The organism is Vibrio sp. 2096, from assembly GCF_033339595.1.
Lineage (GTDB): Bacteria > Pseudomonadota > Gammaproteobacteria > Enterobacterales > Vibrionaceae > Vibrio > Vibrio alginolyticus.
The window spans coordinates 22,726-49,105 of record NZ_JAWOUX010000007.1; the positions used below are offsets into that span (position 1 = coordinate 22,726).

Here is a 26,380-nt window from a genome sequence, read left to right on the forward strand (position 1 = left end):
GATGTTAACAATGAAAATGAAAACTCTAGCCGTTGCAGTGGCGGCACTAGCATGTGGTTCACAGGCCTTCGCAGCAGAAGTTTACAACAGCGATGGTACATCTTTATCGATCGGCGGTCACGTTTCAGTTGGCGTGGGTGAGTATTTCGAAGAAGATGTAAAAGTTCACCAAGTGTCTCCACGTATTAACGTTGCGGGTAAGAAAGACATTGGCAACGGTATTACTATCGACGCTAAAGGTGAATGGGCGCTTAACTACCTAAACGGTGGCGAGCAATCGTTCAAAACTCGTCTAGGTTACATCGGTGCTACTCATGAGCAGTTTGGCCGTTTAGTAGCAGGTACTCAATGGTCACCTTACTACGATGTCGCTGGCGTTGCGGATCTACCAATCGCGTTTGCGAACGACTTTTTGTACGACAACCACGGCAACCTAGGCTCAGCTCGTGCTGATAAAATGCTTAGCTACCGTAAAGGTTTTGAATTTGGTGAAGGTTTTGCTTTCAACCTAGGTCTAGGTTGGCAAGGTGAGCAAACTTCAGATGCAACAACATACGAGCAACGTGGTCAAGTTGCATTGAGCGGTTCTGTAGCTGGCTTTGGTCTAGGCTACGTATACAGCGGTGGTGATGTTAAAAACGCGACTCTAGGTACTAAGAACGCTGAATCACACCTATTCTCTGTAAACTACGGTCAGTACGGTTCAGGTCTATACGCAGCAGTAGTATACGGTATGAACGAGTACTTCTACCAAATGCGTAAAGACACTTCTCAACTTGAAGCTCTTTTGGCATACGGCGTAAACGATTGGACATTCAGCGTTAACTACGAAGGCGTAGAAGACGAAGAAGACAATAAGACAGTTTCAAGCGAAACTGCGCTACAAGCAGAGTACGCTGTAACTCCTGCTTTCGTAACGTTTGCAGCTTACCAGTTTGATCTAGGTAACGACTACAACAATGAAGAGAACGACTACTGGACTCTAGGTGCTCGTTACTACTTCTAATAAATAGGCCAGTTTCTACTGCCTAAACACATTTATTGTGTTAACGCCTACTCGTTGTGAGTAGGCGTTTTTCTTTCTGCTATCCTTTGGCTATAAGAGACGCTAGTCATTCTGTGCTTAGGTAACCCCACTCTTTGTTTAGAGAGTGCGTCTATAAAAAATGCCCGCAACTTGCGGGCATTTTTGTTGTTAGAAGAGATGCAGTTCTATTAATACGCTTATTTTTTATCGAGTAAATCGAGGAAGAAGGCATACTCTAGCGCATCTTCTTTTAAGCGTTTAAATCGACCAGATGCGCCGCCGTGTCCGGCTTCCATATCGGTTTTGAACAACAAGACGTTATCGTCTGTCTTCATTTCACGAAGTTTGGCGACCCACTTCATTGGTTCAAAGTACTGTACTTGAGAGTCGTGCAAGCCAGTCGTTACCAACATGTTCGGGTAGTTTTGCGCCTTGATGTTGTCGTAAGGCGAGTAACTCAACATATAGTCATAGTATGTTTTGTTATTTGGGTTACCCCATTCATCATACTCATTGGTGGTCAATGGAATCGATTCATCGAGCATGGTGGTTACCACGTCCACAAACGGAACATGTGCACCGATACCGCGGTACAGTTCTGGTGCTTGGTTGATGATAGCCCCTATTAAGAGACCTCCTGCAGAGCCACCAACAGCGAAGACTTTATCTTTCGCGCCGTAGCCTTGTTCAACCAAACCTTTAGTCACATCAATAAAGTCGTTGAATGTGTTTTGCTTGGTTAGTTTTTTACCGTCTTCATACCAAGGGCGGCCAAGCATTTCAGATCCACGAATATGAGCAATGGCGTAAACAAAGCCGCGATCCAATAGACTCAAACGTGTCGAGCGGAAAGTTGGCTCAATGGTTGCGCCATAAGATCCATAACCATATTGGTAGAGTGGATTCGTACCATCTTTCTTAAATAAGTCTTTACGATACACCAAAGAAACGGGTACTTCTTTACCGTCACGGGCTGTGACCATGATGCGTTCTGATTGGTAATTGTCAGGATTAAAATCACCAAGTACAGGTGTTTGCTTCATGATTTCTGACCCGCCCGTTTTTAGATCGAAATCGTAGTAGGTTCCTGGAGTGGTTAAACTGCTGTAATAAATACGAACTTTCTCGTTATCCAGCTCTAGGTTACCTGTCAAATAGGCAGCAAACGCATCGTCATTAAATGTGAGGGGGAGTTCTTTTCCTGTTGAAAGCTGACGTACAGTGACGCTTGCTAGGCCGTTAGAGCGCTGCTCATAGACGATGTGATCATCGAATAACTCGAAGTCGACAAGTTGAGTGTTGTCGTCTGCGGCAATCACATCTTGCCATTTAGAGCGGTCATGCATGTCATTTTGATGAACTTTCATCAAACGGAAGTTGACGGCTTGATAGTTAGTATAAATGTAGTACCAATCGCCTAGCTTAGAAATACTGTATTCAATGCCATCTTCACGAGGATAGAACGGTTTCGCCTTTGCTTTAGGGTTGTTCGCATCAATAATAGAGACCCCACTGGTTTCTGTACTCGAATGCCAGATATAAATATCTTCGCCATCTTTGCTTTTGCTTAGTGAGGTGTAATAGGCGCTGTCGGTTTCCTCAAAAATCAGCTCATCGCTGCTTTGTGGTGTGCCCAATACATGACGATAAACTTGGTAGCCCAATAAGGTCTGTGGATCTTTTTTGATGTAGTAAAAGGCGTTGTTATCGTTCTGCCATGCGACAGCGCTTGAGGCCCCTTCGATTTCATCTTGTAGGTAATTGCCTGTTGTCAGGTCTTTGATCTTAAGGGTGTACACGCGGCGGCTTAATGTGTCTTCGCCATACGCCAATAAGTTTTCATTCGGACTAACGTATAGGCCGCCGATACTGAAAAATTCATGTTCTTTTGCTAGTTCATTGACATCTAAAATGATTTGTTTGTCTTTGCCTGCAAAGTCTTTAGCTCGCAAATGGACTTCGTACTCGTTATCTCCGGTCACTTCACTGGAGTAGAAGTAGTTGCCTTTACGAACCGGTACTGAGTTGTCGTCTTTTGCGATGCGCCCTTTAATTTCTTCAAATAGCGTATCTTGAAGTGTTTCAGTGTGCTTTAGAACGGTTTCTGCGTACTGATTTTCTTTCTCTAGGTGCTGTAAAATTTCAGGGTCTTTACGTTCGTCGTCACGCATCCAGTAGTAGTTATCAACGCGGGTATCGCCATGAATAGTCATCGAGTGAGGGACTTTTTTCGCAACCGGAGCTTGAGTTTGTTGAGCAACGATCTGTGTTTGGGAGTATTGAGTCATGCTGGGGATTCCTTGATTGCTGCATCCGGCGACAAGCGCGACCGAGACGGCCAACGTAGTTAAAGTGAAACGCATCTGATTTTATCCTTATTGTACACTCAAGTGGCCTCATCCTGAGGGCTGGGCTTTCATTTTGTTAGTGGTTTTCAGTTGTCCATTCTTTGTTATGGGGTATGCCGAAAAAGTGAGAATCCTCAATATTTTCGAGTTGGCTACTCAATTTGAAGGAAGCTGAAAACACATTGTGTAAGCAGCTGTTATTTTTAACAAATATCAATTCGAAAGTTAAATCATTCTCATCGGGAAATCGATATAGTGTGATATGAAAAAAGGGACACACTTGTTGAGTGTGTCCCTTTTGGATTTTGAAAGTAAGCTGATAATGATCAGATAACTTGCGGTACTTCGTTTGAGTGATTGTGTGCTCGATTCACCCACATTAACCCAAGCATTGCAATTACCGACATTGCCATCATCAAAATGCCCAAAGGCATCTGGTTATGCGCTGGAAATAGTGACGCGAGCAAAGTTGCTACACCTGCCCCCAAGTTTTGCATGCCACCCAATGTCGCGCCTGCTGTTCCTGCATGGTATGGGAATGGCGCAATCGCTCCAGTTGTTGCTGCTGGGAAGAGAATGCCCGCACCCAAAAAGTACACGGTTGCGCCTCCAACCAGCGTTAATGCCGTGGTTAAACCAAACAAGCCTGGGATGAGCACAATAGCAGAGCCTACAAAAATAGAGACCAAGCCTACATTTAGAGCACGACGCTCAGAGCGACGTCTTGCGATGTAGCTAGATAAGCCCGCACCCACCAAGTAACCTGGGATCGGCAATATAAACAGCAAACTTACCGTTGTTGCAGGTAATTCTAATACCCCACCTAACAACACCCCAGCCGCCGCTTCGAATACACCCACACCTGCGAATGTTGCAACCAGGCAAATTAAAAAGCCTTGAAAGCGACGGTCAGACAAAACGTGTTTGTAGCTTTTGGCTACTGGTTCGAATTTGCGTTTCTCTTTTGGTAGCGTCTCCATCATGCTTGTCATCATGGTGATCACAACCGCGATAGCAAATAGCGCTAAGAACAAGTAGCTCGACCGCCATCCGAAAGCTTCTGTTAGGTAGCCGCCTAATACTGGTGCCATTAATGGTGAGAAAATCACACACATGCTAATTAAGCTGTTTGCTCTGTGTAGATCAGAGCCTTCAAAGCAATCGCGAGTCAGAGTGCGTGACATCGCACCGCCGCAACCAATACCTAAGCCTTGGATAAAGCTACCAATCAAGAACCATTCAAATTGATGTGCAAATAATGCTACCAGTGTACCCGCGATGTAGATAAGCAGCCCGACGATGATGATCGGTTTGCGTCCCAAGCGGTCCGATAGTGTGCCATACGCAAATTGCGACAAGCCATATGGGATTAGGTAACAAGCCATCACAGCTTGAAGTGATGACGCAGATACCAAAAACTCGCCCGCCATATGACCGATTGAAGGCACGTACATTGTCTGGGTCATTTGACCCACGGCAGTCAATATAGCGATTAAAAAGGTAAGTTTCGCTAATGGAAACGAAGCAGACATTTGCGTATCTCTCCAAAAAATTTAAGACGTAAAAACCCTTAGCGCTCTTTTACAGAGTGCCAACTGACTTCTTGTGTTGCGGGGGTATTTGCGCGAGATAATAGTGCTTGCTTGTATAATTAGCAATCGAAAACTGTGAAGTCGAGCAAGATAAAAATCTATGATTTCAATTAGAAAAACTAATCCGATTTTGTTTTCAAAAAGAGGTGCATTTCTTTGTCTATTTACGTTAAATCTTTTGCTTTTCGTGAATAGTATGAGCCTTATAGGTAACTGGTTTTAATGGTTAAAGTGCAAAAATAAAGCGTCTGCTCGGTTGATCTGAGTTCAAGATGAAACGAGTGAATAAAAGGTAGAGGAAGGCATCAGAAAGAAAAGGGAGCCGAAGCTCCCTTAGAAATGATTATGTCTATTCGCGCTCAGATGCGTATGCGTAAAGCATTTCTAGTGCGATGGTTGCTCCCGCTAGTGCGGTAACATCACTGTGGTCGTATGGAGGCGATACTTCGACAACATCCATACCCACGATATTCATGCCGGCTAAACCACGAATAATTTTCAGCGCTTTGTCTGAGTTCAAGCCACCACAAACTGGTGTACCAGTTCCCGGTGCGAAGGCCGGGTCTAAGCAGTCGATGTCAAAAGTAACATACACTGGCTTGTCTGCGACGGTGCGACGAATTTCTTCTAGGATCTCGTTCACCGACATGTCATTCGCTTGCATCGCATTAATCACATTGAAGCCGTGATCTTGCTGTTTGTACTCCGTACGAATGCCGATTTGTATTGAGTTCTTCGCTGAGATCAAACCTTCTTTCGGCGCATGGTAGAACATCGTACCGTGGTCGTATGAACTGCCATTTGCATAGGTGTCCGTATGAGCATCAAAGTGAATCAACGCCATTTGGCCATGATGCTTCGCATAGGCACGCAGGATAGGTAGCGTAATGAAGTGGTCACCGCCCAATCCCAACATGGTTTTACCACTTTTTAGAATTTCACTGGTTGCCGCTTCAAGGCGGTAAGTAAAATCTTCCGCATCACCGCAATCGAACACGAGATCACCTGCGTCGATCACTTTCAGTTTATCCAATACGTTGAAGCTCCAAGGGTACTTCTTACCTTCCCATGCCAAGTTGACTGAGGCACGGCGAATTGCATCTGGACCCATACGCGCACCTGGACGACCAGATGTTGCCATGTCCAGAGGGACTCCCAACACCACAACGTCTGCGTCTGCCGATACCGGGTTACGAATGTACGGCAGACGTAAAAACGACATAGAGTTGGAGTAAAGCGAATAATCAGTTTTAGTAAACAAATCATTCATATCAGAAGTCCTCTAAATAGGTGTATCCTGCTAGACCTTGTTCTAGTTCTGCTAGGATTTGTGCTTGTTCATTGGCTTCAACTCGCTGTGAAACCAATTGTTTATAATTGTCACGAATCGCATCCACGTCGATATGAACGTAGCGCATCATGTCTTCTACACTATCACCTTCGTTGATGTAACTGATCTCAAATTGACCGTGTTCATCAACATTGACTACAGCACTGTGGGTATCACCAAATAGGTTGTGCATGTCACCAAGGATTTCTTGGTATGCGCCTACTAGGAAAAAGCCCATTAGGTACGGTTTGTCTTTGCTCCAAGCTGGTACAGGTAGCGTGCTCTCGATGCCTTGACCATCAACGTAGTGATCGATCGCGCCATCAGAGTCACATGTGATGTCCAACATCACTGCACGACGCTCTTCCGCCTCGCCAAGACCAGAAAGTGGCAGAACAGGGAACACCTGATCAATACCCCAAGCATCTGGTAGAGATTGGAAGAGCGAGAAGTTCACGAAGAACTTATCCGCAAGACGTTCGCTCAACTCGTCCAGAATCGGACGGTGGAAGCGATTCTTAGTGCTCATCTTGCGGCTTAATTCGAAGTAAATGCGCAGTGACAATTGTTCTGCCCACGCACGTTGTTCCAAGTTAAGCACGCCTGTAGCAAATTGAGAGTGCACTTCTGCCAAATCACTTTGGGTATCATTGTAAATCTCAATTAACGCACGAGCGTCTGTACCATCTTGTAAGTTTTCCCAGTTTCGCCACATGTTTTGTAGTAAAAGCGGAGCGTCATCATCAAGCTCATGTACTTCTTCCGGTAGGTATGATTCGGTACCAATTACGTTAGAAATCAATACAGCGTGGTGCGCTGTTAGCGAGCGACCCGATTCCGAAATGATCACTGGCATTGGTTGTTCGTATTGCAGACACACATCGCCCACTGTGTTGACGATATTACGTGCGTATTCTGCAAGGCCGTAGTTCATCGAATTCGATGATTGGCTGCGTGTGCCGTCATAATCCACTGCCAAGCCGCCGCCCACATCGAAGTACTCGATGTTTGCACCGAGTGCGCGTAGTTCGCAGTAGAAACGTGCAGACTCGTTCACACCATTGCGTACATCACGGATGTTTGCCATCTGTGAACCAAGGTGGAAGTGAACCAGTTGCATCGCGTCTAGGTTGCCTTCGCGTTTAAGACGTTCAATAACGCTAAGCACTTGCGATGCTGATAAACCAAACTTCGATTTTTCACCGCCACTTGCTTGCCATTTCCCTGCGCCTTGAGAGGCGAGGCGAATGCGTAAACCAAGGCGCGGTTTTACGCCCAAACTTTTCGCTTCTTCTAGTACCAGATCCAGCTCAGAAAGCTTCTCTAGTACGATGAATACCTTGTGACCCAGCTTTTCACCGATCAGTGCAAGACGCACATACTCACGGTCTTTGTAGCCATTACACACGATCACGGAGCTACCTTGTTGAGCCAATGCAAGTACCGCCAACAATTCTGGCTTGCTACCCGCTTCAAGACCAAGCTGCTTGGTTTCTAGTTGAGCTTGGCTCGCTAGAATTTCATCCACCACTTCACGTTGTTGGTTTACTTTAATTGGGTACACCAACAAGTATTTGTTTGGATATTGGTATTCTTCAATTGCTTGGTTGAATGCGTGGCAAATACCATGCACACGTTGGTGCACGATTTGCGGGAAGCGTACTAATACAGGCAGATTTAACTGCTTCGCTTCTAGCTCATTTACAATAGCGCTGAAAGGGATTTGATGTGCACGATCACTACGTGGTGATACATATACTTCGCCTTGGTCATCAATGCCGTAGAAACCTTGGCTCCAGTAGTGAACGTTGTAGTCCGCGCGGATGCGGTCTAATTTAGTTGCTTTTTCCAACTCGATTCTCACAAAAATGTACTTAACTCCTTAATTAATTAGAAGGAAAAGTACAAAAAAGCAAATCATGAGGTATTTACCTCATACCCTGACACGAACTCCGTGTGCGCGCATTAACGGATAAAAGGGCCCTTGAGTCTAATGATTAAAATCTATCATCTCGATTATGATTTGTTGTCGTCGCTACGTGTGAATATTTGTTTACCGAAGCGTCCATTCTGCTGTTATAGTTGGTCTGACCAGTAAGGATTCGGTCATGAAGCATCTCACTAAAATAAGGACATATTTTGCAGCTGCACAGAATTCAGGGGTACATTCAGACCATGTATCTCGCCGAATATTCCGATAAATTATTGTTGCTTGATGGTGCCAGTCGAGCAGACATCCCTCATCTTAAAGACTTTATTGAACATCAACTCCATCGTCCTTTTTCTGACCTAAAGTTGGTTGTTGTGACCCACATGCATCCAGACCATGCTGGTGGTGCGCACAAACTACGTGATTTAACAGGATGTAAGCTATTGGCCGCAAAGCGAGAGAGCCAGTGGTATAGCGGTGTAGACGGTTGGCTAATGCATTTGACCGATTTAATGTTAGCACGCTGGATGGCGAATCGGATGCGTAAACCAAAGCAAAACCTGTGGTATTCCCGCAAGTTAAAGCCAGATATTGAACTTATTGATGGAGAGTTTATTCCTGGATTTGATGATTGGCAGGTGCTAGAAACGCTAGGGCATACTGATCGAGATCTGTCGGTTTATCATTCTGAACAAGATGTGCTGTATGTGGCGGATTTAATGGTGCAGGTGAAAAAGCATCTGATTGCGCCGTTTCCCATATTTCATCCGAATCAATATCGGCAATCATTAAAGCGTGTGTTTGAGATGAATCCGCAATGTTTGCTTCTGGCACATGGGGGAGAGGTGACTTTGGATGAAAAAGCGTATCAGCACATTTTGAATACAGCGCCGACTAAGCCAATGACGCACTGGCGAGTGACAAAAGTTAAAGCGAAGGGATTGTTGTTTGCGTTATTTCGTAGGAAGTAGGCGAAGATAAAGCCAGACGAGTGATGCTCAACAAAAACGTTCGATCACTCATCTGAAGCTACGGGGTTAAGATGCCAATAAGTGAGATTGGCTAGGATCAACGAGCACTTTGTCTGCCATGCCTTGACGACCTAACAACATCATGTAAGTCATTTTTTCACGGTTAGTCAACGTAATGTCGATTGGCCATTGTTGGTCGCCCATACGCAGCATCGTCGTGATCACGCAGCGGTGCTCAAAAGTACCGTTAGAAGATTTAACCTTACGGTTTGCTTTTAGTTTCGCTGTGCAGCGAACCACTTGTTCTAAATGGTATACATCTGGGTGCAGATCGAATGCAACATAAGACTGACCATCTTTTTCAAAGCAATCAATATTGTCTACATGTAATGAAGAGGTTTGAGCGCCTGTATCAATACGCGCTTCAAGGTGAGTAATCCCTAACTCTGGCAAGCAAATAGCTTCGGCATTCCCAATGATCATTTTCTGATTCATAGTGTCATCCTAGCGACGAGTAACAAGAGAGCCGTTTTTTGGCTCTCTTGTGCGTTAAACAAAAATCAACCTTTACCGCGAGTACGGTTTGAATTTGGCTTAGCGTTTTTCTCGATAAAATCGAAGATCATACCTGCAATGTTTTTACCCGTTGCTAGTTCGATGCCTTCTAGACCAGGGGAAGAGTTCACTTCCATTACCACTGGGCCATTTTTAGATTGAAGGATATCCACACCACAAAGGTTCAAGCCCATCACTTTCGCAGCATTTACAGCGGTCGCACGCTCTTCTTTGCTCAAACGCACGAGTTGTGCAGAGCCGCCACGGTGAAGGTTAGAACGGAACTCACCTTCTTTTGCTTGGCGCTTCATTGCGGCTATTACTTTATTTCCGACAACAAAACAACGGATGTCCGCGCCTTTTGCTTCTTCGATAAATTCTTGCACCATGATGTTAGCTTTCAAACCCATGAAAGCTTCAATCACGCTTTCTGCCGCTTTATTTGTTTCAGCAAGTACAACACCAATGCCTTGAGTGCCTTCTAGCAATTTAATTACTAGAGGTGCGCCACCAACGTTTTTGATCACGTCCTGAATGTTGTCAGGATGGTGAGCAAAGCCAGTGCGTGGCAAACCGATGCCTTTACGTGATAGCAGTTGCAATGAGCGCAACTTGTCACGAGAGCGGCTGATCGCGACAGATTCGTTGACACAAAATGTACCCATCATTTCAAACTGACGTACAACAGCAGTGCCGTAAAACGTAATAGATGCCCCAATACGTGGAATAACAGCATCGTATTGCGGTAATTCTTCACCCTTGTAGCGGATCTTAGGGTTGTTGCTCGTAATGTCCATATAACAGTGAAGCGTGTCGATCACATCGATTTGATGCCCACGTTCTTCACCCGCCTGTTTTAGGCGCATGGTTGAATATAAATTCTCATTACGAGAGAGAATAGCAATACGCATGGCAATTCCTTAGTAAGTCAGTACCAAATTAAAATATAAGTATAGAGCATAGAATGCAGTAGGCAGGTGATCATGTTATGACATAACCTACTTACTTCAACGATTTAGAATTGTGGTTGAACAACCACGTCGTCAGAGGTGCGCACCTTAGGGCGTTTTTTTGTGAGATGAAAACGAAAAAGCATCGTCGACACGACAAAAATATTTTATCGAACGCTCACGCCTTGCGGTATGAGACTGTCAAGGGTGAGATAAATAAAATTGAGCAAAAATTTCATCGCTTTGTCACGAATTATCGCTTAAAAAAGCGGCCAATTTGACCGCTGTTTTTAGCTGTTTTGATAGTGACTTAAAAAAAGTTCCGCCGTTTGGGTAGCTAACAGCCTAGATTCTTCATTCGACAAAGAGGGGCGAATTCCCATTAACTGCGGCCAGAATGCACTGCCTTTAAGTAAGTTGTGCAATTGAGTGCTCGCTATATGTACATCATCAATTTGCAAAGCGCCACTGTTCGATTTCTCAGTAAGCCAGCGGTACAGGGCGGTTTCCTGTTTCGACATTTGTTCTGCTTGTTCTTTGAGATCTTCCGGCTTAAATAAGAAGTGCCCAAATGCCACTTTTGCCAGCTCAATATAGTTTGGTTCCGTCACCACAATGATCTCGCTGTAGAGTAATTCAATCAATTGATCTTTTAGCGGGAGTGTTGGTAAACGTTCAATGTCGCTATCCATCATTGAAGAACGCCATAGTTCGGTTAGTAACTCTGTCACGATCGCTTCTTTAGAAGGGAAATGGTTGTAGACCGTGCGCTTAGAGACTTGCGCGATAGCAGAGAGCTTATCCATGCTGGTGTTTTGCACCCCAAACTCTTGGAACGCTTGCTTTGCTGCGCACAGGATGGCTTCTCTTTTGGTTTCGCTACGACTTTTTCTTTTTACATTCATAAGCTTGCTAAGTTAAGAAGATCATTTCTTGATCTATTTTACACTAAGTAGTTTACTTTTGATAATTAGAATGTAAACTGCACCGTGTAGTTTACTTTTGTTCGGGTTAACTTTTTATGAAAAAAACTTTGCTAGCCACAGTAGGAGCGTTCGCGATGGGTACATCAATGATTTCTTGTTCTAATGTTGATACTGAAAAAGCGCCAACATACCCGGACAAATTTTCAAACATAGAGTTGGAATACAAAAGCGGTTTGGGCGACATGTTCGAAATCATGAAAGCGTATTTTACGACTGAGCGCCTTAACCCAACACCAACGATTGAAATTCCAGTGCATGCGATCACAGCGCGGCAACTGTTAGAAGAGCAAGATGACGTCATCTATCGTCTGGGTCATTCAAGCGTATTAATGAAGCTCGATGGAAAACTGGTAATGACCGACCCTGTATTCAGTGATCGCGCGTCTCCTGTACAATGGGCAGGGCCAAAACGCTTTCACCAAACCCCCATCACGATAGAAGATTTGCCAACTATCGATGTGGTGGTGATCAGTCATGACCATTACGATCACCTAGATAAAGCTTCTATTAAAGTGCTAGGCGACAAGGTGGGCACTTTCTTGGTGCCGTTAAAAGTAGGCCAATTACTGGTGAATTGGGGTGTACCCAAAGAGAAAGTGATCGAACTAGACTGGTGGGAGTCACACTCTGTTGACGGCATTGAATATACACTAACTCCGACTCAGCATTTCTCTGGTCGAGGTTTGACAGACCGCGATACGACGCTGTGGGGCAGTTGGGTTATCAATGCACAACAACACAAAGTGTTCTTCAGTGGTGACTCTGGTTACTTCAATGGCTTTAAAGAGATTGGCGAAAAGTACGGTCCGTTTGACTTCACCATGATTGAAACAGGTGCGTACAATGAACTCTGGTCAGACATTCACATGTTCCCAGAGCAAAGCGTTCAAGCACACATCGATGTGCAGGGCAAAGTGATGATGCCGATCCATAACAGCACGTTTGATTTATCAATGCACGATTGGAATGAGCCAATGCAACGTGCGTTAGACATCAGTGAAGAGCGCGGTGTTACGTTGGTGAGCCCTGAGATTGGTCAACGCTTGGCGATTGCGGAGCCTCAGCCTGCTAAGGCATGGTGGCAATAATTGCTGAGCTAAACAGCCAAACACCAGAATAGTTAAGTCACTTATCAGTAGTTACTATTAGTAGTTACGTGGTCAGGGATAAGGATAAAGGTGCGATGAAAGCAAAGTGGACGTTGTTACTTACATTAAGCATTCTGCCTACCTTTGCACTAGCAGGGGTAGAGCAAGATATCTCGACGTTGATAAAACGAGTTGAGCAATCCTCTTGCACCTTTATCCGCAACGGCAAGGCGTACACTAATCAAGAAGCGGCAGAACACATGCGTAATAAATGGGATTACGCCAAAGATGACGTTGATTCCGTGGATGTGTTTATAAAAGAGGTCGCGTCAAAGAGCTGGTTATCTGGCAAACCATATTGGGTGGATTGCCAAGAGGAACGCATTACCAGCGAAGAGTGGCTAACATCATTGATGCGCGCCACCGATCACATCCAATAACACTTCTTTGATGGTCTGATAGCGCAGAGGTAGAGCACGACTGCGCTTACGAACCAGAAATAGCTCTTCACATACAGTGTTTTTCAGTTGAGCAATGTATAACGTGTCTTTTAGTGGAAAATTGTCGACCGCACTTTGAGGCAGCACGGTGAAGCCAAGTCCTTTGCTGACAGGCAGCAAAATTTGGCTCAACTGATTTACGTAGCCGGATAATGGTAAATCGCTCATCTTAATTTCTTGGAGCTGTGGTTCTTCACATTGGTCAAAAAACAGCGTCATGTAATGCTCGGCATCAGGGTGGCTAATGACACCACAGTCATGCAAGAGTTGTGGCGTTATCTGCTTATTTTGATATTGCTTTGGCAGAACCAAGCACAACCTCTCTTTACCAATTCGCTCACTGTGAAACAGACCTTTGTTGGGAACATCAGTCACGATACCAATATCAATGTGCCCTTGCGTTATGGCGTTGAGAATAGATTGATTTGGCGCGGCTTCTAAATGTAACGATAAGCTCGGGTGCTGTTTTTGCTTCTCCAAAATGGGCCCATACAACATTAACGCCATTGCACCAGAACAAGCCAGTTTACAGTGGCCTGAAAATGCATCATCAAAACTGAGCTCTTCGAGCAGCTTCTTCTCTCTATCTTCTAACTCGAGCGCATATGCGTAGACAATCCTGCCTTGTTCGGTTAATTCGAAGCTTTTGTTTTCGCGCTTGATCAAGGCATGCTGACAACTTTGCTCTAATTTTTTGATATGTTGGCTGACGCCAGGCTGAGTCATAAAAAGTTTTTCTGCCGTTTGCGTAAAATGACCGACTTCAATCAATGTCTTAAATGTATGTAACCAAACAGGATTAAGCATAGTGTGTGATTTTCTGAGAGCTTTGTTGGGAGACGTAAAGAAAATGATAGCACGGTGTTTTATGAAAACAGAGAAGACTTAAACGATAAAGATGAATCGCTATCAATACATTACAGACAAAATAAAACCCCGCCTGGTTTCCCAGACGGGGCTTATTCTTTTTCGCAGCAATCCAGCTACTAATAGGTGCTCCCTGCATCTATCCTTGATTGTGGCTAAGTCCTTTAACCGAGTTCCTTGTTCATCGCCTTCCTAGCGGTGTCCATTCTTGCCTATCATCCTGACGGGCGAACTCTATCCTAGAGCTTAACTACATCCTTGCTGATAACTCATCCTAAGCTATCAAATCTTCATCCTGAAGATACCCAATCCTTTAGGCTTTTTTCCTGTTCCCGCCAACATCCTGTCGACAAATTGAGTATTGATGTTTTGCTGATTTGACTCAATTAACTTTTCTAAATTATTTTTACTTATTATTTTAAGTGAATTTAAATATTACTTTTAAATCATATGTTTAATGTTTTTTTTGGCATTGCTCTTAGCGGTGGTTAATCTATTTGCTTACAACTCTTGTAAGAGATCTCGCACAAGTTTGGTGGTGAATGTATTAATGTGCGCTTTTTGTTCCGAGTTCTGTGGATTGAACTGGATCACAATGCGTTAAAAGGGAGACGATAAAGATGAAAGTGAATTGATCTTGAGTAGAGATTTGTTTGAAAAGAAATAAAAATTCTTGCGGTTTTTATAAACAGTATGGTAAATCTGAAATGCCCACCTTGTTAATCCTTATTAAGATTCAATGACAGTATAAGTAGGGAACTTGATTGCCATTTTCCTGTCATATCTGGTGAGTAAGTTAACTGTGTCAGATAGATAATATGCCGTTTGCCAGTAAAAACAGGCTGCAAGAAATCGGTAATTATCATTATGTTGTGAAATTGGTCACGGTTAAATGATTGATTCCCTTATAGATTGAAGGGGATACGACCTTAGACAATAAGCTCCATGAGGAGCGTTACTTATATAAGATGAGGGACTTTACTATGAAAAAGACTAGAAGAGCTCAGCTACATCGTGTGCGTATTCAATACTGGAAAGACACGAAAGACGCCCCAGCTAAAAAATCATAGTTAATTATACCTAAAGGCACGAGCTGGCTGTGGAACGCAGTTTCCCGTTGATTGCCAGCTCAAAAACGCCACAATCACTCCGCGCAACTTCCCAAGCACCCTATTTTTAATATCGCATTCTTCCAAAAATAAAAAAGCCAGTCTTAAGACCAGCTTTCTCTACCATTTAGTGAGCTCTGCGTATTACAGGTTGCCCTTTAGTTACAGGTAGTTGGCGTCAACTAGTTCGCCCGCTTGCGCGCTTTTCACTTCTGGGCGTGCTTCTAACCATTTGATAACTTGCGCTTTCTGTTCTTCAGTCGCACTGCCGTAACGGTCAGTAGAACATAGGAAGCCTTCAAACAGTTCTAGACCACCGCCACCGAAGCAAAGACCAAGCTCGTCAATGTAGTCGATAAAGTCATCAACGAATGCATCGTAACGGTCGAAGTCGTTAATGTCTGTTTCACAGCTGATCTCGAAACCTAGGATTGCGAACTCACCTAAGAACAGCTTTTTACGGATACGACGGCTCTTGTTATCGATCTTGTCTAATTTCATGATTATCTCTCGTAGATGATTTGATTTCGTACACCTTATACCTTCTATCACACTTTAGCCCAAGTAAAATCAGAATGAAGCGATACAGTTGGTGATTATGTGACCAGAATTTAATTGCTTCGTTAGCTGTGTTGATTGGTTTGCAGTATTGTTGAAACACAAGTTTCATATGTTTTAAGCACTTTTGTCATTTTTCTTATCCAAACTTCTTGCCGTTCAACTAATCACTTATTTATTAATTAAACTATAAGATCGGGAAAGTAAAAATGAGCAAGGAAACCTTTGACGCGACGCGTTATAACCAAAGTGAAAACAAACCATTTGAAGAAGTATTAGAAGCGAGCCTATCTCGACGCAGCATTCTGAAAGGTGGTTTAGGTATCAGTGCGATGACAGCGTTTGGTGCTTTCGGATTGGCTGGTTGTAACTCGTCTGACTCAGGGAGTACAGTAAGCAGTGGTTCGGGCGCATCTAAAGCCGTTCTTAACTTTGAATCTATCCCTGGCTCACTCACTGACGCAGTTTCAATTCCACAAGGCTACACCGCACAAGTACTAGTACCTTGGGGAACACCACTTAATGCACAAGGCAGCGCATGGCGAAATGATGGTACCAACACCAGTACCGATCAGTTAAATGCGCTAGGCATGCACCATGACGGCATGCATTTTTTCCCATTGAACGATAGCACTACAGATGGCTTGCTATGTATTAACCACGAGTACATCGACACATCAGCACTGCATCCAAACGGTCCGACGGTTGAAAATGGCGTACGTACCATTGTAGATGAAGTGCGCAAAGAGATTTACGCGCACGGTGTGTCAGTGGTTCGCATTCAACTGGAAGACAACATGTGGAAGTTGGTTGATACCGATCCACTAAACCGTCGTTATACTGGTGCGACCGTCATGGATTTGTCTGGCCCGGTGGCCCACACATCTTTAACTGTCACTCGTTTCTCGCCAGATGGCAGCCAAGCGCGTGGTACGTTAAACAACTGTGGCAACGGCTACACGCCGTGGGGCACGTACTTAACGTGTGAAGAGAACTGGCCAGGTTACTTTGTTAATGCCGGGACTCGTACAGAAGAGCAAGATCGCATTGGTGTCGATGATCAAAGTACACGCTACTTGTGGGAGACATTAGCAGGAAATGCAGAAGAGCGTCTTGATGAGTTCTCTCGCTTTAATGTGGCTCCAACAGGAGCAAGTGCGATGGATGATTACCGTAATGAAGCCAATGGTCACGGTTACATCGTCGAGATTGACCCTTACACGCAAAACTCACGTGCGAAGAAACGTACTGCGCTAGGTCGTTTCCGTCACGAGGGCTGTACTTTCGGTAAGCTTGAAGAAGGCAAACCAGTGGTATTTTATTCTGGCCACGATTCTCGCTTTGAATACCTATACAAATTTGAATCTGCGGCAGCGTGGGATCCAGCAGATGCTAACCCTGATAATCGCTTGGCGATGGGTGACAAGTACATGGACGAAGGCACACTGTACGTGGCGCGCTTCAATGAAGACAGCACAGGTACTTGGTTACCATTAACGCTTGATAGCGTAACAACCGCTGGTGGTACGTTAGCGGATCACTTTGATTCACTGGCTGAAATTATCATCAATACTGCGGGTGCGGCGGATTTAGTTGGGGCAACACCAATGGATCGACCAGAGTGGTGTACGGTTGATCCATTCACGGGTTCAGTATATTTAACATTGACGAACAATACGCGCCGTACAGATGAAACCAATCCTGCGAATCCACGTTTGAATAATAAGTTTGGTCATGTTATTCGTTGGGATGAAGGTGCTTCAGCAACTGACTTTACTTGGGATATCTTCGTGTTTGGCTCTCCGGCAAACGGTGATGCGGACACTAACCGTTCGAGCTTGACCGAGCTTAACCAGTTCGCGAGCCCAGACGGATTAGCGTTTGATGGCCGTGGTATTTTGTGGATTCAGACTGATAACGGCGCAGATGAAGTTACGTCTTACACCAATGATCAAATGTTGGCTGTTGTTCCATCTAAGCTAACAGATGAGAATGGTGATCAAGCTGTGATTGGTGCGGATAATCAAGCTGAATTGAAACGCTTCTTTGTCGGACCAAATGGTTGTGAAGTAACAGGCTTTACCATCAGCCCTGATTACAAATCATTGTTTGTGAATATTCAGCACCCAGGTAACTGGCCATACAGTGAAGATGCAGCCGAAGAAACGCCTGCTGGTGTTTCTGTGCGCCCACGAGCGGCGACAGTGGTTATTCGCCGTGAAGACGGTGGAGAGATTGCAGTTTAATCTCTAAATGAATAAACACCTTAAAATTCAAGCCCTGCAATTGCAGGGCTTGATGGTTTAGGCGAATGCCTAGTTGCACTTTATACCTAGACAACAGGCTTAGCTTTTCAATGAACCGCCTGAAGTACGAATCACGTCTTGATACCAGAAAAAGCTTTTCTTGCGTTTACGTTCTAGCGTTCCTTGCCCATCATCATGACGATCGACATAGATAAAGCCGTAACGTTTGCTCATCTCAGCGGTTGAGTTCGCGACCAAATCGATTGGCCCCCAGCTGGTAAAGCCCATCAACTCAACGCCATCCAGAATCGCTTCGTGTGCTTGCACAAGGTGGTCGTTCAAGTAAGCGATGCGGTAATCATCTTGAATCTCACCGTTTTCGTCGATTTCATCACATGCACCTAAGCCGTTTTCTACGACAAACAGTGGTTTTTGGTAGCGATCGTGAAGGAAGTTAAGCAGAATGCGCAGGCCTTTTGGATCGATCAACCAACCCCACTGGCTCTTTTCAAGGTATGGGTTTGGTACGCTATCGACAATGTTACCCACTTCTTTCTGTTTCGGATCCGCACTTGCACAGCCACTTGCGTAGTAGCTGAATGAGATGAAATCGACACTTGCCGATGCAATTTCTTCTAAGTCGCCTGCTTCCATCTGAATTTCGATGCCGTTTTCACGGAAGTAACGCTTCATGTAGCCTGGGTACTGACCACGCGTTTGTACATCACCGAAGAACAACCACTTGTTGTTTTCATGCATTGCAGCAAGCACGTCATCAGGGTTACAGGTGTATGGGTAGTTGATTGCGCCAAGCAGCATGTTACCAATCTTGCCGTTTGGTACGATTTGCTGACACAGTTTTACCGCTTTTGCGTTTGCGACTAGCTGGTGGTGAATCGCTTGGTAAATATCTTGTTCATTGGCGTCTTCTTGCAAACCAACACCAGTAAATGGTGCGTGCAGTGACATGTTGATTTCGTTGAACGTTAACCACAGCTTCACTTTGTCTTTGTAGCGTTCCAGCACAGTGCGAGCATAACGTTCGAAGAAATCGATGACGCGACGATCGCCCCAACCACCGTAGTTCTCGACCAGTGCGTAAGGCATTTCGTAGTGAGATAATGTCACGAAAGGTTGGATGTTATGCTCGGCAAGTTCGTCAAAAATTTTATCGTAGAACGCCAAACCTTCTTCATTAGGTTCTAGCTCGTCACCGTTCGGGAAGATGCGGCTCCATGCTAAAGATAGGCGCAGACAGTTAAAGCCCATCTCCTTGAATAGCGCGATGTCTTCTGGGTAGCGATTGTAGAAGTCGATCGCCACATCTTTGATACCCGGTGTACGTTCTTCACGGGTTTGATGCGGACTCAAAATACCGTTTGGCAGCATGTCTGATGTCGATAACCCTTTACCCCCAAGGTTGTACGCCCCTTCTACTTGGTTTGCAGCAATGGCACCACCCCAAAGAAAATGTTCAGGAAACTTAATCATGTTTCTCACTCTTTATATTTAGGAAATGTTTGTGGATTTATTGCTTGAGAATAGTGTAGGAGACACCTCGATACTTGTATCGAGATCGTATTTTTCTCAAACAGCGGGGATGCTTAGTTCTAATGATGATTTTGTAATCAATATCAACCTAGGCTGATTTGAACAATAGAGTGAAAGTCAGCCCATTTTGTTCATTCTTATGCACGGTAATTTGTCCGTTCATATCACGCATATTGTTGGCCGTAATCGCTAAACCCAGCCCCAATCCTTCACCAATTTTCTTTGAGGTTTGGAAGGGTTCGAACATGGATTCAAGCATCTCATTCGACACGCCACAGCCATTGTCACTGACGATCAGTTCGACCTGATTAACAGTTGGATTGACGATCAAGTTGAGCTGCGGGTTGGTGGTGTTGTTCATTGCGTCTAGCGCATTCGAGACAAGATTACCGAGTACCTGAAGCAGTCGTTGTTCTTCACCCATGACGTTAGGTAAGTCATGAGGAACTCGAACACGTACATCCACTTTGTCTAATTGGGTTTGATAAACGCGTAAGGTCTCTTCGAGTGCAGAGGTGAGAGAAATTGCCTGTAAGCTTTCTGGTTTGTTGTAGGCGAACGTCTTTAACTGACTGGTCATGCTTGCCATACGATCAATCAGCTTCTGTACCAAAACATTGTTGGCTTTCATCATCTCGGTTTCGCCACGTTCCGCTAGCAGCTCGTTTGTAGTGAGCAGGGTTCGCAAACCTGTTAGTGGCTGATTGAGCTCATGAGTGATCGCGCTCGACATGCGACCCAAAGCGGCCATTTTGCTCGATTCAATCAACTGGCTTTGTGCTTCTTTTAGCGCTTGAGTTCGCTCTTCTACTCGCTGTGCCAGTTCTTGGTTGACCTGTTGCAGTGACTGTTCGGCTTTTTTCCGCTTGCTGATGTCGATGATCGTTGCAAGGAAATACTGCTCGCCATGCCAAGGGAAACTGGTTAGCGAGAACAGGACAGGGAAGACGCTTCCGTCACTGCGTCTGGCAATGGTTTCGACCGTGCTGATCTCTGCGAGCTCTTTATGTTTAGGTAAGTCTTTCAGTAGCTTAAGTGTGGTGGAATTGGGATTGCCTGCATCGAATAACTCCCAAGCAAAAGCGTGTCGATTGACGCTTTCTGGTAAACAGAACAAACGCTTCGCCATTGGGTTGAGATCGAACAGTTGACCTTGTTCATCAATCAATAGCAAACCAACGTGGGTCTTATTGATCATCTGTTTCAAGCGGCGTTGGGACTCTTCCAACAGGGCTTGAATTCGTTGTTGGTTGATGTGCTTTTGGCGACGTTGTAGACCAATGATGACGAGTAATACAACCAATAAGAGCAACACAGCGACGCTCCAACCAATCACGTTGATGGTTTGTTGAATCGGCTTAGAAGGGGTGAGGTAGCTTACGTACCAATTCAAATCATCCAATTTAACGGTGTGCGCAAAATAGCGTTGCTGGTTGAGCGTCCACACACTGATATTGGTGTTGTCGTATAAGCGTTGCGTTTCTAACTGAACGGTGTTGCTCGGTTCGTTAAACCAGTCAGCGTTATAAAGCGCGCTACTCGATAGGAAAAAGCGTTGTTGACGATTCTGCAACGTGATGATGTCTTGGCTAGTAATGGTCTGTTCGGTCAACAAGCTAAGGTTGATTTGCACCACCACAATGCCAGCGATATCCAGACCATCGTAGATAGGGGCTGCAAGATAATACAATGGGCTCGAACCTTTGGTTTTGTTCACCAAGGAAACACCGCCGCCTTGGTTGTGAATTTGTTCCACAATGGCTTTTCGGTCAGACAGGCTAAAGCGCTCTTCGATTAAACTCGAGACCAATACTTCGCCAGAGTTAGACAGGATTAGCCAACCTTCCGTATTGGCGGCTTTATCTAGCTGAGTCAGTTGGGTTTGCAATGGCTCGTAATAAGTCAGATTCCCTTTCACAAACGCGATGGTTTCTGGGTTATTGGTTACGAGGTAAGGTAAGTGGTAGAAGCGTTTGAGTGCACGGCGAACTTCACCAATATAGTCGAGTAGTTTTTGTTGAGCTTCGGTTTGAGTTTGTACACTCAACCACTGACGGGCAACCTCTCTGCTGGCGCTATAGCAAGACAACATCAGCACTGCCGCAATTGCGACCACAAGCCATGTTTTGCCATTCCTTTTGCGCTGCATACCGACTCCATTCAGCTAGTGCGTTCTCACCAACAGTCATTAAAGAGTGCGCCTAACTGGTTGGATGTTAAAGACTTGTAAGCAAGAAGTGAGATCTAGCTCCTTTTCTCCTCAGTGGTTTTTGCTACCGTTAATAAAGATCGATTTCTTTCCCACCCCACAAAGCAGGCAGTAACTCATGGCTTTTGACGACATCCCTAAAATTGCACTTATCGAAGACGATGACATTGTTCGTCAGGCTACCAGCCAATGGCTGCAACTGGCGGGGTTCGATGTGACCTCATTCAGTTTAGGCGAAGAGGGCAAAGCGGCCATTCTGAGCCAAGAATTTGATGCGATTGTCAGTGACGTTCGCCTGCCAGACACCGATGGTTTGTCGATACTAGAAAGCCTGATTGCCAATCACGTCCCAACGCCAGTTATCTTGATCACCGGACATGGTGACGTCGATATGGCAGTAGGGGCGTTACAAAACGGTGCGTTCGATTTTATTGAGAAACCTTTCCAACCTGAGCGTTTATCCCAACGAGTAACCGAAGCGGTCGAGAGCTATCGCGCACAAACGTCTACTCAAGATCGCCAAGAGTACCTATCTAGCGTTAGCGGCTTAGAAGAGGTGTTGATTGGGCGAAGCCGAGTGATGCAACAGCTTAGAGAACAAGTAGCCAAGTTAGCACGCATTGATACTAACGTGATCATTTACGGCGAAACAGGTTGTGGTAAAGAGCTGGTGGCGACCAGTTTGCATAATGAAAGCCAACGCAGATCCTATCATTTTGTGCCAATCAACTGTGGCGCTATTCCTGAGAACCTGTTTGAAAGTGAGCTGTTTGGGCATGAAGCAGGGGCATTTACCGGAGCGGGTAAAAAGCGCATTGGTAAGTTGGAATACGCGGATAAAGGCACTTTATTCTTTGATGAAATCGAGAGTATGCCGCTGTCCATGCAGGTGAAAGTGTTGCGTTCATTACAGGAACATACGGTAGAGCGCGTTGGGGGCAACCAACAGATCTCAGTTGATTTGAGAGTGATCGCCGCCGCGAAAGAAGATCTCAATGATCATGACGAGTTTCGTCAGGATTTGTACTATCGTCTTAATGTGGCGCAGATCTATTTGCCACCGCTACGTGAGCGAGAAGAAGATGCGTTGATCTTGTTCGAACACTTTGCTCTGAAAAGTAATCCTGAGAGTCGTCTGCTGAGTGAAGCCGATAGAAAGGCCATTCTTGCTTACTCTTGGCCCGGTAACGTACGTGAGCTTAGGAATGTAGCGATGCGTTTTGCATTGGATGAAACCGTCTCCGTGATGGAAATTCTCTCCAGTCGACCATCCTCAACAACCGAAGAGACGCATGCGGGCGTGCCGCTGGCGATTCAGCTACATAACTTTGAACGTAAGGTGCTACATGATTCTTTAGTCAGGCATCATGGACGCATCAATGAGGTGATGCAGGAGTTGGATTTACCACGTCGAACCCTTAACCAAAAGATGCAGAAGTTTGGTTTGAATCGCTCCGACTATACTTAGTGCGATTTCTAGCTAATTCGAAATTACTGGCATAACAAACACGTTATGCGCTTTTGGCTGGAGCTGGGACAAACTTATAATTTAGGTCTTTACCTTCTCCAAACAAGGTAACGAGGTTCCTTCCAGTATGTTTAGAGCTATATAGCGCTTCGTCTGCTTCAGCAAGCGCCTCTTGAAGTGATTGCCCCTCAGATAACTGACTGATACCAAAGCTCATGGTCACTTCAGTTTTAAATGATTGCAAAGCGGTTTCAGTTTCGACCGCAAGGCGAATTTGCTCTGCGACAATTTTGGCTTGCTGTGCTTTTTCGAGCAAAACAATCATGAACTCGTCACCACCAAATCGCACAATGCAGGCGGACTCAGGAAGATGCTTTTTAAAAATAGTGGAGATCGTTGCCATGACGGAGTCGCCAACCGTGTGACCATAGTGATCATTAATCGCTTTGAACTTGTCGACATCAGTCATAATAATGCTGATTGCTTGGCTTTTTTTATGTGCTTTACTAACCAAGTTTGGAACGATTTCTTCCATGGCTCGACGATTATATAGCCCTGTGAGTGCATCTAAATGAGAGAGATCATTAATGGATTGCACCAAGCGTCCGTTAATTAACCACAGCATACTAAAGCTCAAAGCAACGATCAGGCAGATGCTAAATAAGAACGTCAGCTGATGGATAAGGCCTGCGACCATAAAGCTTGGTAACTCACCTGAAAAAGTACTCCAAAGCGCCCTAAATCCCATAAAAAAACTAAATCCAAAGAAAGAGTAAGCCATTGCTTTAACAGGGAGCTTTAAGTCCTTTTGGGTACCTTTAAGCATGGCGACACCACTAAAGAAGGTGACGATACAAATATACATGCTCAGATAAATAATGCGGCTTTTGATAGAAGGGTCATGGAAGGTGAAATAGTAAAATGAACCACTGAAAACAGGTGTTAACAAGGTAAGACAGTGAGCCAATTTTAAAGGGTATTGACGAAAAATGCTTACGCTATATAGCGTAAGCAAGAAGCCGACTAATATGAGAGTGTTGGCTATGACGATGGTCAGCCAGTCTGGCGCAGAGCCTCTAAAGCCAAGTAAAAAAGGGCCTAAACCAATAAACAGTAGTGATATCGAGAAGGTTTTTAAGCCTTTGACTCTACCCTGAGTGTATTGATAACAAAGCAGACTAATAGAGTAAATGCAAGAGAACAGAATAACGATAAAGTTCAGTGTTCTGATGTCTAGATACTGATTATCCATAGGCGACCCATATCAATCTTTCATTCAGGCAACTCCTTTGCCTGATATCAATAAGCGAGCTACATAGTAACGCACTTATTGAGCGATGTCTTATGTTAAACGGCTATTCATTCACCAGCTCGAATTGTTCGGTTTGGTTGGTTTTCGTCGTAAACAGCAGACCAACAATCATCATAAATACGCTAGGCACAATCCAGCTAGCAAAGTCATTGTACAGAGGCATGTAATTACCCATCCACTCATCAGTGGAACTTGGCATGTAACCTAGGATGTGCAGCGCATCAACACAACCAAACGTTAGAGCAGTGAATGCGGTTGCTACCACCATGATTTGCGACATCTTGTTGCGCACTGGTGCCATGATCATCAACGCAATCGCGACTGGGTGAAGCGCCACAACCGCTGGCAATGTGATAGCCAATAGTTGCTCTAGACCTACGTTGGCGATCAAACCAGCCAATACCATGGTCGTGATAACGCAGCCTTTGTAGTTCACTTTGCTGAAAGTGTTGTCGTAGAACTCACTGCCTGCGGTGGTTACGCCGATAGCAGTAGTCAAACACGCCAATACCATCACGGCACCTAGTAGTAGTGAACCAAACGCGCCGAAGTGGCTGAAGGTGAATGCCGTTAAAATGTCGCCACCATTGCTGAACTCAGAACCCAAGTATGAGCTTGTCGAGCCAATGTAAGCCAATGAGATGTAAACAAACGCCATGGCAACCGCGTACATCAAAGCTGCGATTAGCGTGTATTTTGCGGTGGCTTTCGGGCAATCCACACCCATGCTGCGAATCGCGCGGAAGATAATCCAACCAAAACCGATAGAACCTAATGCATCCATGGTCATGTAACCTTGGGTTAAGCCTTCAGCAAATGCACCAGATAGGTATGGTCCCGTTGCGGCAGTTAGCTCACCTGCAGGAGAAACCAAAGCCGTCACAGACATGATGATCAAGATTGCCATCAAGGCAGGCGTTAAGATCTTGCCTAGGTTGTCGACCAATTTACCCGGATATAGGGCAAATAGAATGGTGATAGCACAGAAGGCAATAGTGAAAGGCACCAAAGCTGCATCACCAAACATTGGCGCAAAGCTAAATTGGTAAGCCACGGTAATTGCACGTGGGATCACGAACGCAGGGCCAATCACGATAAACACCATCACCCAAAAACTGGTCGCCAAAGGTTTAGGTAGGGCAGCGGTTAATTTGTCTGAACCGTTTACGATAGCCACCATCACCAGTGCCATCGCAGGCAGACCTACACCCGTCAAGAGGAAGCCAGACATCCCGCTCAGAAAGTTTTCACCTGCTTGGTAACCCAAAAATGGAGGGAAGATCAGGTTACCCGCGCCTAAGTACATGGCGAAAGTCATGAAGCCCAAAGCGGCGATATTGCGTGCGCTTAACATTGTTATTCCTCTTATGTTTCGCTTGGAAGAAACTGAAAGGAATGGGAGGAGTATGTGGTGTTCCCGTCAGCTTCTTCTCAAGCTGACAGAAAGTTTAGATATAGCCTGTCAGCTCTGAATCAGTTTCAGAGAGAGCAGGAGGATCGCAGCAGCAACGCCAGATGGGCGTTTTAAAGCGAATTGTAATTGCGCAGTTGCTGACATGGGTGATCCTTAAAGACGAAAAAATACCAAGGAATACGTTTGCCTTGGCGTGTTGTTACACTAACGAACATAGGGCCATTGGCACAACCCCGAAGTAGAAAATAAGTTGATACGGTCAATGTTTATTTCTGAACTGGTGGATCGAGCTGCTTTTTAAATTAAAAATTAGAATAAATGACTTTTCATTTTTGTAACATGGCTTTCTTTGCTGTATTTTTGTGCTAT

19 protein-coding genes are annotated in these 26,380 nt (G+C 44.9%); 6 read left to right on the forward strand and 13 right to left on the reverse strand.

Annotation, left to right across the window (positions count from 1 at the left end; translation table 11 throughout):
* The first annotated feature begins 10 nt into the window (after nucleotides 1-10).
* Nucleotides 11-1,006: a porin gene (locus tag R7Q41_RS14380; protein ID WP_017635534.1), complete on the forward strand. Its 996-nt coding sequence runs from the start codon at nucleotides 11-13 to the stop codon at nucleotides 1,004-1,006.
* A gap of 218 nt (nucleotides 1,007-1,224) precedes the next feature.
* Here R7Q41_RS14380 and R7Q41_RS14385 read toward each other — a convergent pair whose 3' ends face one another.
* The 4 genes from R7Q41_RS14385 to speA form a co-directional block, all read right to left on the reverse strand.
* The gene (locus R7Q41_RS14385) at nucleotides 1,225-3,390 is read right to left on the reverse strand and encodes a S9 family peptidase (protein WP_318144543.1); all 2,166 of its coding nucleotides are present in this window, start codon (nucleotides 3,388-3,390) and stop codon (nucleotides 1,225-1,227) included.
* 311 nt (nucleotides 3,391-3,701) lie between these two features.
* Entirely contained in the window at nucleotides 3,702-4,907 is a 1,206-nt protein-coding gene (gene emrD / locus R7Q41_RS14390; protein ID WP_005374234.1) for a multidrug efflux MFS transporter EmrD, read from the reverse strand.
* A gap of 409 nt (nucleotides 4,908-5,316) precedes the next feature.
* Nucleotides 5,317-6,237, reverse strand: coding sequence for an agmatinase (speB, locus tag R7Q41_RS14395; RefSeq protein WP_033906238.1), 921 nt, complete (start codon nucleotides 6,235-6,237; stop codon nucleotides 5,317-5,319).
* Nucleotide 6,238: 1 nt separating this feature from the next.
* The gene (gene speA, locus R7Q41_RS14400; protein ID WP_033906546.1) at nucleotides 6,239-8,149 is read right to left on the reverse strand and encodes an arginine decarboxylase; all 1,911 of its coding nucleotides are present in this window, start codon (nucleotides 8,147-8,149) and stop codon (nucleotides 6,239-6,241) included.
* Nucleotides 8,150-8,472: 323 nt separating this feature from the next.
* On the opposite strand from speA, the gene R7Q41_RS14405 reads away from it, so the two are divergent.
* Complete coding sequence (locus tag R7Q41_RS14405) at nucleotides 8,473-9,198, forward strand: MBL fold metallo-hydrolase (protein WP_033906547.1); 726 nt, start codon at nucleotides 8,473-8,475, stop codon at nucleotides 9,196-9,198.
* Between the two features lie 66 nt (nucleotides 9,199-9,264).
* Here the strand turns inward: R7Q41_RS14405 and R7Q41_RS14410 are convergent, their stop codons facing one another.
* The 3 genes from R7Q41_RS14410 to R7Q41_RS14420 all read right to left on the reverse strand — a co-directional run bounded on the left by R7Q41_RS14410 (nucleotide 9,265) and on the right by R7Q41_RS14420 (nucleotide 11,608).
* Complete coding sequence (locus R7Q41_RS14410) at nucleotides 9,265-9,693, reverse strand: ATP-dependent zinc protease (protein WP_005384193.1); 429 nt, start codon at nucleotides 9,691-9,693, stop codon at nucleotides 9,265-9,267.
* Between the two features lie 65 nt (nucleotides 9,694-9,758).
* Complete coding sequence (gene rimK, locus R7Q41_RS14415) at nucleotides 9,759-10,664, reverse strand: 30S ribosomal protein S6--L-glutamate ligase (RefSeq protein ID WP_005374224.1); 906 nt, start codon at nucleotides 10,662-10,664, stop codon at nucleotides 9,759-9,761.
* Between the two features lie 329 nt (nucleotides 10,665-10,993).
* A complete protein-coding gene (locus R7Q41_RS14420) occupies nucleotides 10,994-11,608 on the reverse strand; it encodes a TetR/AcrR family transcriptional regulator (RefSeq protein ID WP_005374222.1) in 615 nt (204 codons plus the stop codon).
* 155 nt (nucleotides 11,609-11,763) lie between these two features.
* Here R7Q41_RS14420 and R7Q41_RS14425 point away from each other — a divergent pair, with 155 nt between their 5' ends.
* Together R7Q41_RS14425 and R7Q41_RS14430 are read left to right on the forward strand one after the other, a co-directional pair.
* Nucleotides 11,764-12,777, forward strand: a complete 1,014-nt coding sequence (locus R7Q41_RS14425) for an MBL fold metallo-hydrolase (protein ID WP_033906239.1) — start codon at nucleotides 11,764-11,766, stop codon at nucleotides 12,775-12,777.
* 95 nt (nucleotides 12,778-12,872) lie between these two features.
* The gene (locus R7Q41_RS14430; RefSeq protein ID WP_033906240.1) at nucleotides 12,873-13,217 is read left to right on the forward strand and encodes a DUF5329 family protein; all 345 of its coding nucleotides are present in this window, start codon (nucleotides 12,873-12,875) and stop codon (nucleotides 13,215-13,217) included.
* Here R7Q41_RS14430 and R7Q41_RS14435 read toward each other — a convergent pair.
* Entirely contained in the window at nucleotides 13,185-14,084 is a 900-nt protein-coding gene (locus tag R7Q41_RS14435) for a LysR family transcriptional regulator (protein WP_017819717.1), read from the reverse strand. The genes R7Q41_RS14430 and R7Q41_RS14435 overlap by 33 nt on opposite strands.
* 1,331 nt (nucleotides 14,085-15,415) lie before the next feature.
* Nucleotides 15,416-15,754 (reverse strand): YggL family protein, encoded by a 339-nt coding sequence (locus R7Q41_RS14440; protein WP_005374208.1) that lies wholly within the window; start codon nucleotides 15,752-15,754, stop codon nucleotides 15,416-15,418.
* A gap of 266 nt (nucleotides 15,755-16,020) precedes the next feature.
* Here R7Q41_RS14440 and R7Q41_RS14445 point away from each other — a divergent pair, with 266 nt between their 5' ends.
* Nucleotides 16,021-18,057, forward strand: a complete 2,037-nt coding sequence (locus R7Q41_RS14445; protein ID WP_318144544.1) for a PhoX family phosphatase — start codon at nucleotides 16,021-16,023, stop codon at nucleotides 18,055-18,057.
* Between the two features lie 99 nt (nucleotides 18,058-18,156).
* On the opposite strand, the gene R7Q41_RS14450 is transcribed toward R7Q41_RS14445, so the two are convergent.
* Both R7Q41_RS14450 and R7Q41_RS14455 read right to left on the reverse strand, forming a co-directional pair.
* Complete coding sequence (locus R7Q41_RS14450; RefSeq protein WP_115386915.1) at nucleotides 18,157-19,548, reverse strand: glycoside hydrolase family 1 protein; 1,392 nt, start codon at nucleotides 19,546-19,548, stop codon at nucleotides 18,157-18,159.
* A 148-nt stretch (nucleotides 19,549-19,696) separates the two neighbouring features.
* Nucleotides 19,697-21,757: a sensor histidine kinase gene (locus tag R7Q41_RS14455; protein WP_064369501.1), complete on the reverse strand. Its 2,061-nt coding sequence runs from the start codon at nucleotides 21,755-21,757 to the stop codon at nucleotides 19,697-19,699.
* A gap of 178 nt (nucleotides 21,758-21,935) precedes the next feature.
* On the opposite strand from R7Q41_RS14455, the gene R7Q41_RS14460 reads away from it, so the two are divergent.
* Complete coding sequence (locus tag R7Q41_RS14460; RefSeq protein ID WP_053349389.1) at nucleotides 21,936-23,285, forward strand: sigma-54-dependent transcriptional regulator; 1,350 nt, start codon at nucleotides 21,936-21,938, stop codon at nucleotides 23,283-23,285.
* 43 nt (nucleotides 23,286-23,328) lie between these two features.
* Here the strand turns inward: R7Q41_RS14460 and R7Q41_RS14465 are convergent, their stop codons facing one another.
* Nucleotides 23,329-24,537 carry a GGDEF domain-containing protein gene (locus tag R7Q41_RS14465; RefSeq protein WP_005374203.1) on the reverse strand — a complete coding sequence of 403 codons (1,209 nt, stop codon included), beginning with the start codon at nucleotides 24,535-24,537 and terminating at the stop codon, nucleotides 23,329-23,331.
* Nucleotides 24,538-24,640: 103 nt separating this feature from the next.
* A complete protein-coding gene (gene brnQ, locus R7Q41_RS14470; RefSeq protein WP_005374201.1) occupies nucleotides 24,641-25,951 on the reverse strand; it encodes a branched-chain amino acid transport system II carrier protein in 1,311 nt (436 codons plus the stop codon).
* Nucleotides 25,952-26,380: the final 429 nt, after the last annotated feature.